Origin of the sequence: Gleimia hominis, assembly GCF_032085515.1 — a bacterium.
GTDB classification, from domain to species: domain Bacteria; phylum Actinomycetota; class Actinomycetes; order Actinomycetales; family Actinomycetaceae; genus Gleimia; species Gleimia hominis.
On the sequence record NZ_JASXSX010000001.1, the window covers coordinates 957,789 to 976,830 of the forward strand.

Here is a 19,042-nt window from a genome sequence, read left to right on the forward strand (position 1 = left end):
ACTAATGGAAGGTGTATCGCACATTTGAGTACCCCCGTGAAGATCGCCCGCCAACCCCGGCGCTGGCCCAAGTTCCTCCAGGTAGATAAAAAACAGGCCCACGACCTGCCCACAACGGCAGGTGGGGTGCTGTGGACACTAGCGAAAGAAAACCGCGTGCCCCTAATTTTGGGTTCGATTGCGAACTCGGTTAACTACATTTCTATGGCGCTCGTGCCGATGGGGCTGGGGAAGCTACTGGACTCGGGGTTAGAAAAGGGTTTCGGCGTCCACATGTTGCCGTGGACGTTCGGGCTGATTGGGATTGTGATGATGACCGGGGTGGGCAGTGCGATCACCCAGCTGACGGACATTGCCGGGTGGATGAGCGGCCCCGTGCTGGGCGGTAAGTCCGTTGCCGCACGCACGTCTAAACGCGGCCGGTCTATCACCCAGAAAATAGCGCCGGGCGATATCGTTACCACAATCACGTCGGACACGGACTACGTGGGCGCATTGTTTGCCTTTATTCCCGCGATTGTGGCGGCCCTGACTTCTACTGCCGTGGTGGCGTACTTGATGCTGAAAACGTCAGTGGTCTTAGGGCTCGTGGTGCTGATCGGGTTGCCGCTAGTGATTATTGGCTTGGCATGCGTAGTGCCAGTTTTGCAGCGCCGCCAGATGTGGCAGCGTGAGGCCCGGGGGGTGCTCACAAACTTGGGGGCAGACTCGGTGGCGGGCCTGCGGATTCTGCGTGGTATTGGCGGGGAGGACGAGTTCCACAGTCGGTACACGAAACAGTCCCGTGTGGTGCGTGACCGGGGGATAACGGTGGCGGCTTTCCAAGCGATTTTGGATACGTCGCGGGCAGCGGCGCCGAGCGCGTTCACGATTATTGTGGTGGCGATCGCCGCGATGATGGTCTACGACGGTGAACTTTCGGCCGGCCACCTGGTTGCGTTCTACGGGTACACCACGTTCCTGTCGAGCCCCTTGAACGCGGCTACGAACACGATCCAGGTGGGGACGCGCGCCTGGGTGGGGGCGAAGAAGATTGCGCACCTGCACCAGATTGAATCGCGCATTAACTCGCGCGGAGACAAGCGGGTGGACTGGCCGGCAGCAGATTTGGTTGATGAGGCCACTGGAACCCGTGTGGAACCGGGTAAAATCACCGCGTTGGTAGCGGTTGATCCGGACGATTCCGCGCGGGTGGCCACACGTTTAACCCGGGTCGATGATCAAGACCGCGTGTGGTACGCGGGTGTGGATGCCCGCGAAATCCCGGTGTCGAATATTCGCGAGAACCTTGTGCTTTCTGGCGCTAAAGCACAGCTGTTCGTTGGAACGTTGCGCGATGCCATCTTGGGGCCCCGGGCCCAGCAGGCACCCGCCCGGCCCCTGTGGCGCATAATCACCGACTACGTGAAATCAGAAGGAAAAGAACCGCAAGCGCACTACAGCCGCCAAGCGGTGGATGACGCCGTGATGCACGCCCTGTGGGTAGCTGACGGAGAAGACATCGCCGGCTCCCTTGCCGGCGGATTGGATGGTCACCTCACGGAAAAAGGCCGGTCCCTCTCGGGTGGGCAGCGCCAACGCGTGGCCCTCGCCCGCGCTATCTACACGGACGCCACCGCACTAGTTTTGATTGAACCGACCTCCGCGGTGGATTCGCACACTGAGGCACGCATTGCCTCAAGAATCGCAAAAGAACGCGCGGGAAGAACCACGCTGATCGTGTCCGAATCCCCCCTAGTACTGGAACAGTGTGACGAAGTGATCGTACTGGACGAAACGGGACGGCGGGAACTGGGCCGCGGCACGCACAACGAGTTAAGTACGCGCGAAGACGCGGCGGGACGCACGTATAGACGGATCGCGCAACGAGCTACGGGGGTGGAACAATGAGGCTACCTATCGCATCAAACCGGTCGGTCTGGCGCGGGTGCGTGCGCCTGTTCAAAGACTACAAGCGCCTCATGATCGTGATTTTGGTGTTCCAACTGGCCGCCACGTTCGCGATTGTGGCGACCCCGTGGGTGATTGGCCACATCATTGACCTGATTGTGGCGGGCACAACCCGGAACGTGGTGATGAACTGGATTACGTTCGTGGTGATCCTGGTGGTCGGGCAGGCGATTTTGACGTACATCGGGGAGTATTACGCGCGCGTGCTGGGCGAAACCGTGTTTTCTAAGTTGCGTGAGGACCTGGTGTACGACCTCACGCACATGCCCCTGTCGGTGGTGGAATCGGCGGGTACCGGTGACCTGGTGGGCCGCACGACGCACGATATTGATCAGATCGATTTCTTGGTGCGGCGGGGGATATCGCGCATCCTGGTGGTGGTAATAACTATTTTGGGGACGTACGGGGCGGCATTTTTGACGTCTCCGCTGCTGGGGTTGTTCACGCTCGTGCCGTTGCCGCTGCTGTACTTTATTGCCCGCTGGTATTTGCGCCGGGCAGTACCGGCCTACCGGACGGCGTCGGCGCAGTGGGCAAAGATTTCGGGGTCGATTTCAGAAACGGCTGAGCACGCGTCTACGGTCGATGCCCTGTCGATGGGGCGGCTGCGGATGCGTAACTTCGAAGCTGTGGTCGATGAGTTGTTCCGCACTAAACGGTACACGTCTTACGTGCGCGGGTTCTTGCTGGCTGGGTTCGCGATCATTTTCTTGTCCCCAACCGTGCTGGTGGTGCTGGTGGGCGCGTGGGCGTCTTCCGCAGGTTTGGTTACGATCGGGGCGGTTACCACGGTGGCGATGTACGCGATGGGACTGCGTTCCCCACTGATCCAGTCCGTATTTTTGATTGATACGCTGCAGTCTTCCTTTGTTTCTTTGTCCCGTATTTTTGGTGTCGGTGAGGTTCCCGCTGACCGCCACGCCAGCGGCGACAAGCCCGACTCGGTGCAGATCCGCGCCCACGACGTCAGCTACGAATACCGCGAGGGCAAACCCGTGTTGCATAGCGTGAGCTTGGACCTCAAGCCAGGGGAGACCTTGGCGATAGTGGGGCCGTCTGGGGCGGGTAAATCTACGCTGGGGCGGATGCTTGCGGGGATTCACCCACCGACCTCTGGGTCCGTGACTGTGGGTGGGGTGCCGCTGGTGGATTTGGAGCAAGAGGACCTGCATAAGAACGTCATTTTGGTGACGCAGGAGCACCATGTGTTCACCGGGACGCTGCGCGATAACTTGACTCTGGCGCTGCCGGATGCGTCGGATGAGCAGTTGGAAAATGCTTTGCGGGCAGTGGATGCGTGGGGCTGGGTGGAGTCCCTGGGTGGTTTGGACACTGCCGTGGGGGCGTCCGCGCAAGAACTAACGCCGGCGCAGGCGCAGCAGGTGGCGTTGGCGCGGATTGTGCTGATGGACCCGCACACGCTGATTTTGGATGAGGCCACGTCGCTGATGGACCCAACGGCGGCTCGCAGTTTGGAGTCCGCACTGTCGCGCGTGCTGGCTGGGCGTACGGTTATTGCGATTGCGCACCGTCTGTACACCGCGCACGACGCGGATCGCGTGGCCGTGATGATTGACGGGAAGATTGAGGAACTGGGCACGCACGAAGACTTGGTGGCGCGCGGCGGCGAGTACGCCTCCCTGTGGCACGCCTGGCAACACGCGTAGTGGGCTTGGTTAACCTGCTGGCCAACCCGCATTGCAAACTTGCCTTGCCGACCCGCTTGGTGCGTGGGAAGTGGGCTCTACTAACCGGCTTGGGAAATGCGCTTGGCACCATGTTTGCGACCGCGGGGATTTGGTGGGTGGTTGAATGGCTGGGCGTGTGATTCGCACGCGGTGCACCTGCTAGTGTGGAGGCGTGAGTGAAGTTCAAACTGGCGCTCAGCGCCCTGTGCTTGTTGTTGATTTCGGTGCCCAATACGCCCAGTTGATTGCGCGGCGTGTTCGAGAGGCGAATGCGTATTCAGAGATTGTGCCGCACACGATGCCGGCGCAGCAGATGCTGCAGAAGCAGCCTGCGGCGATTATTTTTTCGGGTGGTCCAGCTTCCGTGTACGCGCAGGGTGCGCCCAGTATCGATAAGGATTTGTTTGAGGCGGGTGTGCCGATCCTCGGGATCTGCTATGGGTTCCAGTTGATGGCGGCTTCGCTTGGAGGGACGGTGGGGCGCACCGGAACTCGCGAGTATGGGCATACGACCACGCAGGTTAAGGGCGGTTCGAAGATCCTGGGGCCTAGTGGCGAGCAGACCGTGTGGATGAGCCATGGTGACGCGGTGCAGGAAGCGCCGGTTGGGTTCACGGTGACGGCTTCTACCGAACAGACTCCGGTGGCTGCGTTTGAGGATGCTGACCGCGGTTTTTATGGGGTGCAGTGGCATCCGGAGGTGGCGCACACCCAGCAGGGGCAGGCGCAGTTGGTGGCGTTCTTGGATTCCGTTGGAGTGGAACGGAGTTGGACGTCCACTTCGATTATTGATGACCAGGTTGCGAAAATCCGCGCGCAGGTGGGTGATAAACGCGTGATTTGTGGCCTGTCGGGCGGCGTGGATTCCTCTGTTGCTGCCGCGTTGGTGCACAAGGCTGTGGGGGATCAGTTGACGTGTATTTTTGTGGATCACGGCCTGTTGCGCCAGGGGGAGCGCGAGCAGGTGGAGCGTGATTACGCGTCTTCGATGGGGATCCGCGTGGTCACGGTGGATGAGACGGACCGGTTCTTGGGCGCGCTCGCGGGCGTGAGTGATCCGGAGCAGAAACGCAAAATTATTGGCCGGGAGTTTATCCGTTCGTTTGAGGATGCGCAGCGCAAGCTGGTTTCTGAAGCGGGGGAGTCCGGTGAAGAAGTGAAGTTCTTGGTGCAGGGCACGTTGTACCCGGATGTGGTGGAGTCCGGTGGTGGTGAGGGCGCTGCGAATATTAAGTCGCATCACAACGTGGGTGGTTTGCCTGAGGATTTGGATTTCGATCTTATTGAGCCGCTGCGGGCCTTGTTTAAGGATGAGGTGCGTGCGGTTGGTTTGGAACTGGGGGTGCCGGAGAATATTGTGTGGCGCCAGCCGTTCCCCGGGCCTGGGCTTGGGATCCGGATTATTGGTGAGGTTACGCGTGAGCGTTTAGCTGTGTTGCGGGCGGCAGACGCGATTGTGCGTGAGGAGTTGACTAACGCGGGGTTGGACCGTGAGATTTGGCAGTGCCCCGTGGTGTTGCTAGCCAACGTGCGTTCAGTTGGCGTGCAGGGGGATGGCCGAACCTATGGGCATCCGATTGTGTTGCGCCCAGTGTCGTCGCAAGATGCGATGACGGCGGATTGGTCGCGCTTGCCGTTCGAGTTGCTGGCCCGGATTTCTAACCGGATCACGAACACGGTGGAGGACGTGAACCGGGTAGTGCTCGACGTCACGAGCAAGCCCCCAGCCACGATTGAATGGGAGTAATCAGACCAACAACGTGGCTAAACCAGTTCCCCGAAGGCAGATTATTAGTCTGAGCCTTCGGGGAACTAGTTATTCCATGCTTTAGGTATACCTGAATATTAGGTGTAGTTGAAGAACCTATTTAGACACCGCAAGCGTTTCGCGTTCCGCCCTGGTTAATGGGCCTGCGTAATGGGCTTGTGGTACCCGTGCACTTATAGCGATTGTTGGATGCGGTAGAACACGTTGTTCCAACGCAACTGGTCTTCGAAAGCATCGACCTGAGTGTGTTCGTCAATCGCGGCGAACTCAACCCCGGCGATTCGGGCGAACATTTTCCACACGTCCAACCCAACTTGTGTGCTCATCACCGTGTGGTGGGCTGCGCCGGAGGCGAGCCAGCAGCGAGTTGCGGTCTGGAAATCCGGCAGTGGTTTCCACACGGCGCGCGCCACAGGCAGAATCGGCAGTGGCTCATCCGGGTTCACTACCTCCACCTTGTTCGCAACCATGCGGAATCGATCGCGAATATCCGATAGAGCAACCACCACCCCAGTTGATGGGGATGCCGTGAACACTAGCCGCACTGGGTCTTCGCGGTCTCCAATGCCGAGCGGGTGGATCTCCAGTTTCGGTTTATCCACCGTGAGGCTTGGGCAGACTTCAAGCATGTGTGCACCCAGGATTTTCTCGTCCCCGCGCACCAGGTTGTACGAGTAGTCCTCCATCAAAGACGCGCCGCCGTCTAACCCGTATCCCATCACTTTCGCTAGCCGAATGAGGATCGCGGTTTTCCAATCCCCTTCCGCTCCGAAACCGTAGCCGTCCGCCATGAGCCGCTGCACCGCCAGGCCGGGTAGTTGTTTGAGCTCACCAAGATCCTCAAAAGTATCTGTAAATGCTTTCGCCCCCTGCTTGTCCAGGAAGGTGCGCAGCGCTATTTCTTGCCGGGCGGCGTAACGCAGGGAATCGTGGCGTTCACCTTCGGGTTTCAGTTCTGGCGCCACGTCGTAAAGATCTAGGTACTGCTGTATTAACGCATCAACGTCCGCTTCTTCGACCTGGTTGATCTGTGCTACCAGATCGTTCACACCCCAGGTGTTGACGGAGGTGCCGAACCGGATTTCCGCTTCCGTCTTATCGCCTTCTGTTACGGCTACGTTACGCATGTTGTCGCCAAATCGTACTAGTTTGAGGTTCCGGGCTTCATGCCAACCGATGATGGCGCGCGCCCAGGTGGCGATCTCGTCGTGCACCTCGGTGTCGGTGTAGTGGCCAACCACGGTGGTGCGGGCGATGCCCATGCGGGTGAGGATGTAGCCGAACTCCCGGTCGCCGTGGGCCGCTTGGTTTAGGTTCATGAAGTCCATGTCCATGCGCGACCACGGCATCTTCTGGTCGATCTGCGTGTGCAGGTGCAGCAGTGGGGTGTGCAGTGCCTCAAGGCCACGAACCCACATTTTGGCGGGCGAGAACGTGTGCATCCACGCGATCAGTCCAACTACTTGGGGGTTGTTCTCGGCTTCAAGAATGGTGCGCTGAATGTCATCAGAAGTGGTGAGCACCGGCTTCCACACGATTTTAAGCGGAATCTGCTGCGCGCTATTCAGGGTCTGGGCGATGGTTTGCGACTGCTCGGCCACCTGATCCAAGGTTTCTTTCCCGTACAAGAACTGGCTGCCGGTTAGGAACCAGATTTCCTTGTTTTCAAATGGATTCTGCATGTACTTACTCCTTTGTGTGCTATTAAATGCAAATTTAAAGTGCTACTGCGGTTTAAATACGTCTCATACGGTTTCGTTTACTGGCCGTACACGTTTTGGTATCGGTCGTAGAGCCGGTCAATTGCCTCTTGAGGAATCGCTTTGAGTTGCCCCTCGCTGCGTGCAATGTGGACGGTGCGAGCCACTTCTTCGGTCATCACCGCGGCTTTAACCGCGGCTCGCGCGTCTTCGCCAATTGTGAACGGGCCGTGATTTTGCATAAGTACCGCAGGGGAGCGGTGATCTTTGAGGGTTTCCACGATGCCGCGTCCAATCGAGTCGTCACCGATTATTGCGAACGGGCCAACGGGAATAGGTCCGCCGAACTCGTCTGCCATCATGGTGAGTGCGCACGGAATCTCTTCTCCGCGCGCGGCCCACGCTGTCGCGTACGTGGAGTGCGTGTGCACGACCCCACCCACGTTCGGCATGTGTGCGTAAACGTAGGCGTGGGCAGCGGTGTCAGATGAGGGACTCTTGCTGCCCTCAACCAGTTCTCCGTTCAAGTTGCACACCACCATTGCATCTGGAGTGAGCTCGTCGTAGCTGACGCCGGAAGGTTTGATTACCAGCAGGTCGTCCGCGCTGGGTTCGGCGCCGACCACTACGCGTTGACTCACGTTACCTGCGGTCCAAACGACAAGTCCCCACCTGGGCAGTTCCGCGTGCAACCTGGCCACGACCTGTTTTGTTGTCTCGATTTTTTCGATTACTTCCGATGAATAGTTCAGCAAAACCCGTTCCTTCCTGTTAAATCATTGTTTGACGTTTCTATCGCTATTCACTGCTTCCCGACAGGACATCGGTCGATTTCAGTGGCGTTTTATAGTATTTGCTGAGGTCGACTGGCTAAGCGTAGTTCCCACTGGGTTCGCATGGCTTCACGTAGTTCCCACTGGGTTCGCTTGCCAATAACCATGTCCGCCAGTCTTGGTGCACAGCGTTGTTTTCGCCAGGTTCCGCACCGCGCGGAGCCGGGGTGATGCGATGCGGTTATAGTGCGCGTGGCGGGAGGGCCCGAATTGCGTGAGGTTGGATGGTTAACGCTTGCCTGTAGCCGGCGAGGAACGTAGCGAAACCACGTTCATCAGCTGCGGACGGGGCAATTGTTTCTTGCGCAGCAGAGGCAAACACGGTGCCTGTTAAATATTCGGCAAGTGGTTGTGGCGTGGCGGCGTTCTGGCAGTAAGCGCTGTAAGCAGCTAGTACCGCCATTCCCCAAGCCCCGCCTTCGGACGCGCTGTCTTGCACGGTTATGGGGGTGTGCGTTGCGGCTGCGAGTAGGCGCTGGGCTACCTTTTCGGTTCGGAAAACACCGCCGTGTGCGGAAAGTACGTCCAGTTGCACTGCTTCCGTCTCTAGCACTTCCAAACCAATCGCGAGAGCTGCGAACGTGGAGTACACCTGTGCCCTCATGAAATTCGGTAGGTTCAATGTGGCCCAAGGGGAACGGGTGATGAGGGGCCGCCCTCCATCCAAGTGGGTGACGGGTTCGCCGGCGAGGTTGTTGAACGCGAAGACACCTCCCGCGTCCGCTTCACCTTCAAGTGCGGCGCCGAGTGTGGCTGCGTAAACGGCGTCCGCACTCGTGTCTGGGGCGTTGAGTAGCTGCGCAACTTCACGGAACATGTCTACCCAACGTGCAAGTTCGTCTGCACCATTATTGCAATGCACCATGGCAACGGGGTGACCATCTGGTGTGGTGACCAGGTCAATCTCAGGATGCAGGTGCTTCAACGGATTCTCCAACACGGCCATCAAAAAAATGGAGGTACCGACACTGACGTTTCCAGTGCGCGGCTTTACCGCGTTGGTTGCGACCATCCCGGTACCCGCATCGCCTTCAGGGGGTGCAAATAGGATCCCTGGTTCCAGTTCTCCGGTTGGGTCCAGTAATTTAGCGCCTGCTTCAGTTAGCTTCCCACCGGATTGCCCGGCGGTGCGGATTGCAGGGAGTAGTTCTTTAATGTCTCGTTCGCTGGTACTCATCTTGTTAAATATTTCGATGAGGTCCAGTCGGTACTCGGTGCCGTCACTGTTTAGTGGGAACATGCCTGAAGCATCCCCCACCCCGAGAACTTTTTCGCCCGTTAATTTCCAGTGCACGTAACCGGCGAGGGTAGTTAGGAACGAAACGTCTGCCACGTGCGGTTCTTGATCTAGCATCGCTTGATAGTAGTGGGCGACGGACCAGCGCAGCGGGATGTTAACTTTAAAAGCCTTAGTCAGTTGTTCGGCAGCGGGGCCCGTGGTGGTGTCACGCCAAGTACGGAACGGCACCAGAAGCTCGTCGTTAGCATCGAACGCTAAATATCCATGCATCATCGCGGAAACACCTATTGATGCGAAACGAGTGGGTTTGAATGCATACTTTTCTTCGCACTGCTTTATTAGCGAGGTGTAAGCAGCCTGCACACCGGACCAAATACTTTCAAGCGAGTAGCTCCAATGCCCATCGACCAACTGGTTCTCCCACTCGTGCACACCCGTTGCGATCGGGGTTGCATCCGGGGCCACAAGGCAAGCTTTGATCCGCGTTGAACCAAATTCAATCCCTAAAGACGTGTCTCCAGCGGCAAGCAACTGTTTAGGATCAAAATCCGTTGGCATAAGACTCTCCTTCGAGTGTTGAATCAACTGTAAACCCATCACTTCTTAAATGTGAACGTTAACATCGCTCTTTGTTAAGTATGCCAAAGCAGTTTTAATCCCGCAAGTTGTTTTGATAGGGCGGGTGAGCATCTTAAATCCGCCTGGACGTCGTAGTGTTAGCGCAGTAGGTCGAAGAGCGACGAAGCAATTCCCCCAATGATGAGGCCCTAGCGTAACGTAGTAGTGACATTTACTAATGCAGCAGAATCTATGCGCAAGACAGCGGGGAGGTGTGTGGTGGGAAGAGGTAATCGCGCGGTTTCAATGAACCAAATTGCAAAGATGGCTGGGGTCTCGCACCAAACCGTCTCGCGCGTCATAAATGGTGGCTCAGGAGTTAGGCCGAAAACGCGTGAACGGGTCGAAGAGGTCATACAACGAACTGGCTACATCCCAAATACCGCCGCCCGAACGCTAGTCACCAATCGGTCAGGAATGATTGGGGTAGTGGCAGTTGGGTCATTTCTTTTCGGCCCCACGCACACTCTCACGACCATTGAACAAGCTGCCCGAAAACGCAACTATGCAACCTTGCTGGCTACCGTAAAAGAAGACTCGCAAACTGAGTTCCTCAGAGTGGTGAACACGTTCTTACAGCGTTCCGTAGACGTGATAATCGTTATTGCGGCCAGAGAGCGCACGTGGAGATATGCTGCTGAGCTCGATTGCAAGACGCCCATCGTCATGGTTGGTGGGCAGGCGCAAAACGTGCGGAACATGAGTTACGTTAGCGTAGACCAGGCGCAGGGAGCCAGACTGGCTGTGCGGCATCTGAATCGGTTGGGACACAAAAAAATAGCGGTTATCGCTGGGCCCTCGAACTGGACGGACGCACAACTTCGATTAGCTGCAACGAAAGATGAAGTTGGTCGACTAGGGATGTCGGCCACCTACAAATACGGTGATTGGAGTGCGCAATCGGGTTTTGAAATCGGCATCGATTTGGCTTCCACAATAGATGAAAGTGGGATTACCGCAGCGTTTGCTGCCAACGACCACATGGCCTTGGGAATGCTATCGGCCTTCTATAAGTGCGGGGTTAGTGTTCCCTCTGACGTATCCGTGGTGGGCTTCGATAACGTGCCAGAAAGCGCCTACTACACGCCCGCACTAACTACTATCTCTCAAGATTTCGAGCAACTTGGGGTGGCGGTACTTGAAAAAGCTCTAGATCTGCTGGAGAACTCAAAGGTTTCGCACACGCTCGTGCCTGCCGTGCTGGTGGTCCGAGAATCTACAAAACGTCGGTCCAAACAAGGACAAAAGTAGAGCCTCCGCCTTGTAGATACAGGTTTTCGCCCTTCCGCTTGTGGGTAGTGGCCGCGTGATGATCCAATAGAGCGTTTGCACTTGGCAGAAGCGTCTGCATATACTCACCAATGTTAACGTTCACATTGGCGATTGTGGCTATGAGCCGCTGCCGGTGAGTATTTAACAACTGAACTCGTGAACACATTGTGGTGAGAACACAAGAAACAGAGGAGTTTCTCAAAGGAGCTGAGATGGCCGAAACCAAAAGAGGCAGTCGGAAGATTTCGGGTGCGTTTATATATTTCTTCGGAGCATTTGGGGGCATCCTATTCGGATATGACATCGGAGTAATGACCGGGGCCCTACCGTTTCTGCAACACGACTGGAACCTGGAAGGACACGCCAGCGTAATCGGATGGATTACTTCAGGCGTAATGCTAGGTGCCGTATTTGGTGGAGCGCTTGCCGGTATGCTCTCTGACCGGTTCGGGCGCAGACGAATGATCCTCGTCTCGGCAATTATTTTTGTTACCGGGTCAATACTCTGTGCGATCGTGCCCGACAATGGCGCAGCCTGGCTCATCGCGATGCGGATATTTCTAGGCCTCGCAGTCGGCGCGGCATCGGCATTAGTGCCGGCATACATGTCCGAGCTTGCGCCAGCCCGTTTGCGGGGCAACTTATCGGGTCTCAACCAAACTATGATCGTTTCGGGAATGCTGATTTCCTACATTGTTGACTACCTTCTAAAAGGCTTACCGCATCAATACGCATGGCGTGTCATGCTCGCGGCCGCAGCAGTGCCAGCGATCATTTTGTTTTTCGGCGTGCTCAGGCTACCCGAATCGCCGCGTTACCTGATCCGTCATGGTGAAGAGCAACAGGCGCGTGTGGTACTAACGTACATCCGTAATGCGAGCGAAGTTGATACGGAAATAGATGAGATTAAAGCAACTGCGATCGCTGAAGAAAAAGCTTCAAACAAAGTCAGCTGGGGCATGTTGTTCAGTTCTCGGTACCGCTACCTGGTTATTGCAGGTTTAGGAGTGGCAGCATTCCAACAGTTCCAGGGTGCGAATGCGATCTTTTACTACATTCCCCTCATTGTGGAAAAGGCAACGGGTCAGGCGGCGGGTGAAGCGCTGATGTGGCCGATTGTCCAGGGGGTAATCCTGGTTCTAGGTTCCCTACTATTTATCGCAATAGCCGAAAAGATTAACCGCAAAACGCTGATAATTATAGGTGGGTCAGTTATGGCCCTATCCTTTATTCTCCCTTCGTTGCTGAACTGGATGTTCCCGGGAATGCCTCCGATGATGATCGTCGCACTCCTAAGCCTGTATGTGGCGTTCTACTCGTTCACTTGGGCGCCTTTGACCTGGGTGATTGTTGGAGAGATCTTCCCGCTTGCAATCCGCGGGCGTGCCTCTGGGCTAGCGTCTTCTTTCAACTGGATCGGATCGTTCCTGGTTGGACTCGTTTTCCCAATCATGACCGCGCACATGCCACAAGAGTCAGTGTTCCTGATTTTTGGCATAATCTGCCTGTTGGGCGTCTTATTTGTTACGAAAATGGTGCCAGAAACTCGAGGCCGTACCCTTGAGGAGATCGAACAGAGCGCGACAGCAAACTAAAGGCGCGGCCCTAAACTAGTGGTATGAGTAAGAAGAAACGCTCGTGGCCGCCGTTGGCACAGCCGTTGCCAGCGGCGGTTACGGATAACCACACACACCTACCGTTACACGAAGGGGAAATCCCCGCGGCTGGCGGCATCAAAATGAGCCTCGAAGAACAGCTGCAACGCGCACTCAACGTTGGGGTCAAGCGGATTATCACGGTTGCGTGCGAACTCCCAGACTTCGCACCGGCCTTACAGCAAGCAAAGGACCTCAGGAATAAAACCGAAACGCATCCGGCTGTGCGACTCGCACTCGCCATCCACCCCAACGAAGCCCCACTGCACGCCGGCGTAGTTGAAAAAGCGCCCGACGGCAATACCTACCAGCCGCAGGCACACCACGTGCCGCTCGATGAAGCGCTCGCGCAAGTGGAACAACACCTCGACAGTGCGGACGTGGTGGCAGTAGGGGAAACCGGGCTCGACCTATATCGAACCGCGGAGGCCGGGCTCGCAGCCCAGCAAGAAAGCTTTAGCGCACACCTCAAACTAGGAATGGAACGCAACCTACCCGTGCAAATACACGACAGGGAAGCGCACGAACAATGCGTGCGCACGCTCTACCGCGTGGGCGCAGACAAAACGGATATCCCAATCGTGTTCCACTGCTTCTCTGGTGGGCTGCAGCTAGCGGAAGAATGCGCGAAAAACGGGTGGTACGCCTCATTCGGAGGGTCCCTTACGTTTAAACCGAACGAAGCGCAACGCGACGCTTTTAAGTCACTGCCACGTAACCAAATTCTGGTAGAAACCGACGCCCCATACCTAACGCCAGTGCCATACCGGGGAAATCCAAACGCAAGTTACGTCATGGCGCACACCATCCGATTCATCGCCGACCTGTGGGAAGAGAGCCTGGAAACCACGTGCGAGCAGCTAGAACGCAACACCGAACAGGTGTACGGCAAATGGGGCTAAACCAACTGGTTTGTGAAATGAGTCGTAAAGGGTGACGAAAAGATAACAAATTGGTTACGGTTAAACAGTTAAGGAAACGACCGTAAGGAAAGACTTTGACGCACTCGAATCAGACCGAGCCCCGCTGGGCTACGTACTGCTCGAAAAAAACCGTTACGGCAGCTGCCGGTCTGGCCGCTGCTGCGCTAGTGGCAACCTCCGCAGTGGGGGTCGCGGCCTCGCATCACACGGTAACCGTGGAAGCAGAAGGTATCACCCGCCCCGTTGACGTCTGGGGTGGAACCGTAGCAACCGCACTAGACAGCGCGGGCGTAGACGTGTCGACGCACGACCAAGTCACCCCAAACGTAAACGCGCGGCTCCAAAACGGGCAAAACATCAAAGTGGAACGCGCCAAGTCGTACCGGGTTAAAGAAGGTAGCACCTCGCGCGCCGTCTGGTCTGCTGCTAGCTCCATGGACCAGGTTCTGGCCGGGGCTCAACGCGGCCGCGACAACACAACCGTCGCCGCAGACCGCTCGTCGGTGCGCTCCGCACTACCTGCAGTCGTATCCGAACCCAAGAGCATCCGCGTAGTGGCCGATGGGAAAACCCACTCCGTTGCCGCGTCCACCGAAGACACGGTGCCGAGCGTACTGGAAAAATCCGGGCTAAAAGTTTCTCCAATCGACCAGGTGCACGTCAGCTCCGATGAAAAAGGTATGCTCATCGACGTCACCCGCGTCAGCCGCGGCGTCAAAGAAGAAGTTAAAGACATCGACTTCAAAACCGTGGAACGCGACACTGACGAACTGTACAAAGGTGAAGAGCGGGTCGTCTCCGAAGGTAAGAAAGGTCAAATTAAGACCACTACCTACGAGCAAAAACGCGGTGACGACGTCCTCGTCTCCACGCAGGTGAAGCAAACTCGCACCGAACCTGAGGACCGGGTAATCGAACGCGGCACCAAGGAACGCCCGGAAGAAACCGAAACGGCGGAAGCCAGCGACAATGCTAGTGCCAGCCCGCAGCCAGGTGCCGGCACCGGTAGCGCACCCGACGGGGTTTGGGGAGCGTTAGCGCAGTGTGAATCCGGGGGCGACCCCTCAACAAACACGGGTAACGGATTCTACGGTCTATACCAATTTACGGCGTCCACGTGGCAGTCCGTAGGTGGATCCGGACTCCCCTCAGACGCATCCGCTGAAGAACAAACGATGCGCGCCAAAATCTTGCAGCAACGCGCCGGCTGGGGCCAGTGGCCCGCCTGCACATCGCAACTGGGCTTGCGCTGACCCTAGGCTTGTACTAAACGCTGGGCTTGCGCTGAAGGCCGCGGGCAGTAAACAAGGCCGCTCATACGCCTCCGTTGGAAACGCAAAACCGCGTCCTCCAGCGGAGGCGTTATACTAGGTAGGCACCAAAATCTGTTCGCTACATCCAGTGGGTTGGTAATACATGCTCCTATCTCCCGCGCACGTGCGCGAGATCTGCAAAACACTCGGCATACGCCCAACAAAAACGCTTGGGCAAAACTTTGTGCACGACGCCGCCACCGTACGCAAAATCGTGCGCGCAGCCAACATCCAACCCGGCGACCACGTCCTAGAAGTCGGGCCCGGACTCGGATCCCTAACTCTTGGCTTACTAGAAGCTGGTGCGCGGGTCAGCGCAATCGAGATCGACCCCATTCTCGCGACCGCCCTGCCCGCCACCGTGCAAGGGTTCACCGACGAACCCCAACCACTGCGAGTGCTCCAAGCAGACGCGCTGGCCGTAACCTCAAGCGAAGAACTAAACCAAGCCGTGAACGCGCAGGGTGAAACGGAAAACTGGGAAGCGCCAACGCGGATGGTCGCAAACCTGCCATACAACGTGGCAGTACCTCTAGTTCTAAACGTTTTGAAGCACTTCGAAACCGTGTCCGAAATGCTGGTGATGGTACAAACCGAAGTTGCGCAGCGCCTCAGCGCACAGGCAGGCTCAAAGATCTACGGGGTGCCGTCGGTTAAAACCGCGTGGTACGGGCATGCCCAGCTGGCGGGGGCGATTAGCCGATCCGTGTTCTGGCCCGTGCCGAACGTAGATTCCTCAATCGTGCGCATAACTCGCAGCGAACCCACGTGGCTGGCCCCGCGCGAAACCACGTTCAAACTGGTCGACACCGCCTTTGCGCAACGACGCAAAATGCTGCGCGCCGCCCTAAAAAACGCTTTGAGTGACGTGGACCTAAACACGGTTTTCTCCCGCGCCCAAATCGACCCCACGCGCCGGGGGGAAACTTTAACGGTAGAAGATTTTGACCGCCTCGCCTGGGCCGTGCACCAACAGCGGGAGGTCGGTCGGTGAAAGCAGTTACTGCTTCCGCGCCGGCTAAGCTGAATCTAGTACTCCAGGTTGGTCGGTTAGAAGACGGGTACCACCCCCTTTACTCCATTTTTGAGGCCCTAAACATGCGCGAAACCGTGCGGGTAACACCGTGCGCTGGGCCCAGCCATGTGCACACCACCGTGCAGCTAGGGCCCGGTAGTAAACGGATTGAAGAGGCCATCAACGCGCTCGAACCGCAGCAAAACTTGGCGGTCAAAGCGGGGGAGCGGTTGCTACAAGAAGCGCAAAAGCGTATGCAGCAAGCCCGGTGTGCGCATAATCAGGGCCCGCGGTCCATAGGGGACGATGGCGCAGCTGCCTTACCGCCCGGATTAGAGTTTGAGGTTCTTAAACGCGTACCCATGGCTGGGGGAATGGCCGGAGGGTCAGCGGATGCGGCGGCAGCGCTCGTGGCCGTCAACGAACTACTGGGCCTCAAACTAACAATGCAGCAGCTGTTAGAAATCGGGGCAGAACTCGGGGCGGATGTGCCGGCATGCCTCATGGGTGGTACCTCGCTCGGGTTGCGCTACGGCGATCAGATGACAAAGCTGGGGCACGGGCAAACGCACCACTGGGTGATGGTCCTGGTACGCAACGGCCTGTCCACCCCAGCTGTGTTCAAAACATTCGACACTCACCAGCGTGGCCGCGAGAAGCTGCCAACCAGTTTGCGCACACAGGACCGGTATAAGGCCCTCGGGCCCGCCACGGACCTCAAGCACCTTTTGACCAACGACTTGCAGGCCAGTGCCCTCGAAATGCGCCCAGACCTGGCACGCATCATGACGCGTATAAACCACACGGATGCGCTCGCTGCGCTCGTGTCTGGTTCGGGACCCACGATCGCGGTGCTTGCGCGCGACGGCGAACACGCGCAGCAACTTGCCCAAACAATTAGCGAATTTGCCGATGTGGAAGATTGCCTATGCACCCACGGGCCAGTGGTGGGCGCTCGCGTGGAAACCCTGGCAGGCCCGGCGGCCACCGAGAAGCCGCGCACCGACGTCACGGCCACTGAGAAATCGCGCACCGACGCCCCCGCCACCAAGGAATCGCAGACCGACCCAGCGGCCACCGAGAAGCCGTGCACCGACGCCCCGGGGCCTCAGGAACCACAAATGCTGACGCTGGCTAGAACAGAGGAATAATGGCTCACCTTTTCTCTACCCACAACCTGAAGGCCATCGGGGGTTCGCGCGAAATCCTGGCGGATATTAACGTGTCTATCCACGAGGGTGACCGCGTGGGCGTGCTGGGGCCGAACGGGGCCGGTAAGTCAACGTTACTGAATCTGCTCACGGGTTTGCGCGAGCCCGACGACGGGTATATTACCGCTCGCGACGGCATGCGGTTCACTCACTTGACGCAGCGTGATAACACGGACCCGGTGCCGGCAATCCAGCTGATCCACCCTGGACTAGAGGAATACGAGTGGGCGTCGAACCCAGATATTCGCGACATTCACGCAGGGCTGCTGGCCGATATTGACATCACCCGCCCGATGAACGAACTATCCGGCGGTCAGCGCCGCCGCGTTTCGCTCGCCGCAGTCCTGTCCGAAGGCGTGGTGCAAGGCCGGCCCGCAGACGTGGTGGTGTTAGACGAACCCACGAACCATTTAGATGTTGAGGGCGTGGCGTGGCTCGCAGCGCATTTGAATAAGCGCTTGGCACGCGGCCATGGCGCGTTGATTGTGGTGACGCACGACCGGTGGTTCTTAGACGCCGTGTGCAACCAGGTGTGGGAAGTGGTACCGGGGGTGGAACCGGGTTACGGCCGCGATCAACGGCCGGGGCGGATTGAGTTTTACGAAGGCTCCTATGCGGCGTATGTGCTGGCTCGGGCCGAGCGGGCACGGCTGGCGCAGTTAGCGGAAGAGAAACGGCAGAACCTGTTGCGCAAAGAACTGGCGTGGCTGCAGCGGGGCGCCCCGGCCCGCACTTCGAAACCACGGTTCCGCGTGGATGCGGCGGAAGCGTTGATTGGGAACGAGCCCCCACCGCGCGACGAAGTGGAGTTGGTGCGGATTGCTTCCGCACGGCTTGGCAAGCAGGTCTTAGATCTCGAGGGCGTGAGCTTGAGGTTTGGTGACCGAATGATTTTTGATGACGTCACTTGGCGGCTCGCACCGGGCCAACGCGTGGGCGTGGTGGGAGTTAATGGCGCTGGTAAAACCACGTTGATGCGGCTGCTGGCGGGCGATTTGCAGCCCGACCACGGCCGGGTTAAACGCGGGAAAACCGTGCAGGTGGCCACGTTGTCGCAGGACACGCATGAGCTGGATGAGGTTTCGCACTTGCGGGTCACGGAGGCAGTGGCGCAGGTGGCGCTGTCGATTGACGTCGGTGGCAAAGAGCTGACTGCCAGCCAGATTGTGGAACGCATCGGATTCAACCGCGATCGCGCGTGGACACCAGTGGCCGATATTTCAGGTGGGGAACGGCGCCGCCTGCAGTTGGTACGCCTATTAATGGCCCAGCCGAACGTGCTGCTGCTGGATGAGCCCACTAACGATTTAGACACGGACACGCTTGCAGCGATGGAGGATCTGCTGGATTCTTTTGCGGGCACACTCGTGGTGGTTTCGCACGACCGTTACCTGCTGGAACGCGTAACTTCCTCTCAGGTTGCTCTGTATGGGGATAGGAAAATCGTTGACCTACCGGGTGGGGTAGAGCAGTACCTGCGGGTACGTGCTGGTCAAACCATGGATGGGGCCGGTGCGGTTGCGGCCGGTGCGGCGGCTGCTGCGGATGCGGGGCCGTCTGATGCCCAGCTTTCGCGGGAAGCACGCAAGGAAGCGCAGCGGGTGGAGCGGCAGATGAAGCGCAGTAGCACGCAGATTGAAAAAGTTGAAGCGCAGCTTGCGGACGTTTCGTCTATTCCCGCTCCGAACGCGCAGCAGATTCAAGAGATGGCGGATTTAGCGGCCCAGTTGAAGTCGCTTCAATCTGCCCATGAGGCCTTAGAGACCCAGTGGTTAGAAGCCGCCGAGCGGGCGGAAGACCTCAGCTAAGTTGGCTTGAGCGCAAAGCACAAGCCAAGCGCGCCCGAAGCCGGAGCT

General features: G+C 57.8%; 13 protein-coding genes and 1 pseudogene. 11 read left to right on the forward strand and 3 right to left on the reverse strand.

What is annotated here, in order from left to right:
* The first annotated feature begins 24 nt into the window (after window positions 1-24).
* From QS713_RS04020 to guaA, 3 genes are all read left to right on the forward strand, one after another.
* A complete protein-coding gene (locus QS713_RS04020; RefSeq protein WP_313272617.1) occupies window positions 25-1,890 on the forward strand; it encodes an ABC transporter transmembrane domain-containing protein in 1,866 nt (621 codons plus the stop codon).
* The gene (locus QS713_RS04025; protein WP_313272619.1) at window positions 1,887-3,617 is read left to right on the forward strand and encodes an ABC transporter ATP-binding protein; all 1,731 of its coding nucleotides are present in this window, start codon (window positions 1,887-1,889) and stop codon (window positions 3,615-3,617) included. The genes QS713_RS04020 and QS713_RS04025 overlap by 4 nt, the downstream gene beginning before the upstream one ends.
* A 193-nt stretch (window positions 3,618-3,810) precedes the next feature.
* Window positions 3,811-5,385, forward strand: a complete 1,575-nt coding sequence (gene guaA / locus QS713_RS04030) for a glutamine-hydrolyzing GMP synthase (protein WP_313272621.1) — start codon at window positions 3,811-3,813, stop codon at window positions 5,383-5,385.
* Between the two features lie 194 nt (window positions 5,386-5,579).
* On the opposite strand, the gene araA is transcribed toward guaA, so the two are convergent.
* From araA to QS713_RS04045, 3 genes are all read right to left on the reverse strand, one after another.
* Window positions 5,580-7,088, reverse strand: a complete 1,509-nt coding sequence (gene araA, locus QS713_RS04035; protein ID WP_313272622.1) for an L-arabinose isomerase — start codon at window positions 7,086-7,088, stop codon at window positions 5,580-5,582.
* Window positions 7,089-7,165: 77 nt separating this feature from the next.
* Window positions 7,166-7,861: an L-ribulose-5-phosphate 4-epimerase gene (locus QS713_RS04040; RefSeq protein ID WP_313272624.1), complete on the reverse strand. Its 696-nt coding sequence runs from the start codon at window positions 7,859-7,861 to the stop codon at window positions 7,166-7,168.
* 259 nt (window positions 7,862-8,120) lie between these two features.
* The gene (locus tag QS713_RS04045) at window positions 8,121-9,737 is read right to left on the reverse strand and encodes a xylulokinase (protein ID WP_313272626.1); all 1,617 of its coding nucleotides are present in this window, start codon (window positions 9,735-9,737) and stop codon (window positions 8,121-8,123) included.
* Between the two features lie 306 nt (window positions 9,738-10,043).
* Here QS713_RS04045 and QS713_RS09130 point away from each other — a divergent pair.
* The 8 genes and pseudogenes from QS713_RS09130 to QS713_RS04080 all read left to right on the forward strand — a co-directional run.
* A pseudogene (locus tag QS713_RS09130) lies at window positions 10,044-10,166 on the forward strand (LacI family DNA-binding transcriptional regulator); the annotation flags it as partial.
* Window positions 10,167-10,214: 48 nt separating this feature from the next.
* The gene (locus tag QS713_RS04050) at window positions 10,215-11,048 is read left to right on the forward strand and encodes a substrate-binding domain-containing protein (RefSeq protein WP_313272628.1); all 834 of its coding nucleotides are present in this window, start codon (window positions 10,215-10,217) and stop codon (window positions 11,046-11,048) included.
* A gap of 233 nt (window positions 11,049-11,281) precedes the next feature.
* Window positions 11,282-12,664 (forward strand): sugar porter family MFS transporter, encoded by a 1,383-nt coding sequence (locus tag QS713_RS04055; protein ID WP_313272630.1) that lies wholly within the window; start codon window positions 11,282-11,284, stop codon window positions 12,662-12,664.
* A gap of 23 nt (window positions 12,665-12,687) precedes the next feature.
* The gene (locus QS713_RS04060; RefSeq protein ID WP_313272631.1) at window positions 12,688-13,626 is read left to right on the forward strand and encodes a TatD family hydrolase; all 939 of its coding nucleotides are present in this window, start codon (window positions 12,688-12,690) and stop codon (window positions 13,624-13,626) included.
* Between the two features lie 95 nt (window positions 13,627-13,721).
* Entirely contained in the window at window positions 13,722-14,900 is a 1,179-nt protein-coding gene (locus QS713_RS04065) for a resuscitation-promoting factor (protein WP_313272633.1), read from the forward strand.
* Between the two features lie 163 nt (window positions 14,901-15,063).
* The gene (gene rsmA, locus QS713_RS04070; RefSeq protein WP_313272634.1) at window positions 15,064-15,954 is read left to right on the forward strand and encodes a 16S rRNA (adenine(1518)-N(6)/adenine(1519)-N(6))-dimethyltransferase RsmA; all 891 of its coding nucleotides are present in this window, start codon (window positions 15,064-15,066) and stop codon (window positions 15,952-15,954) included.
* Window positions 15,951-17,126: a 4-(cytidine 5'-diphospho)-2-C-methyl-D-erythritol kinase gene (gene ispE, locus QS713_RS04075; RefSeq protein WP_313272636.1), complete on the forward strand. Its 1,176-nt coding sequence runs from the start codon at window positions 15,951-15,953 to the stop codon at window positions 17,124-17,126. The genes rsmA and ispE overlap by 4 nt, the downstream gene beginning before the upstream one ends.
* On the forward strand, window positions 17,126-18,994 hold the full coding sequence (locus tag QS713_RS04080) for an ABC-F family ATP-binding cassette domain-containing protein (RefSeq protein ID WP_313272638.1): 1,869 nt from the start codon (window positions 17,126-17,128) through the stop codon (window positions 18,992-18,994). The genes ispE and QS713_RS04080 overlap by 1 nt, the downstream gene beginning before the upstream one ends.
* Window positions 18,995-19,042 lie beyond the last annotated feature (48 nt).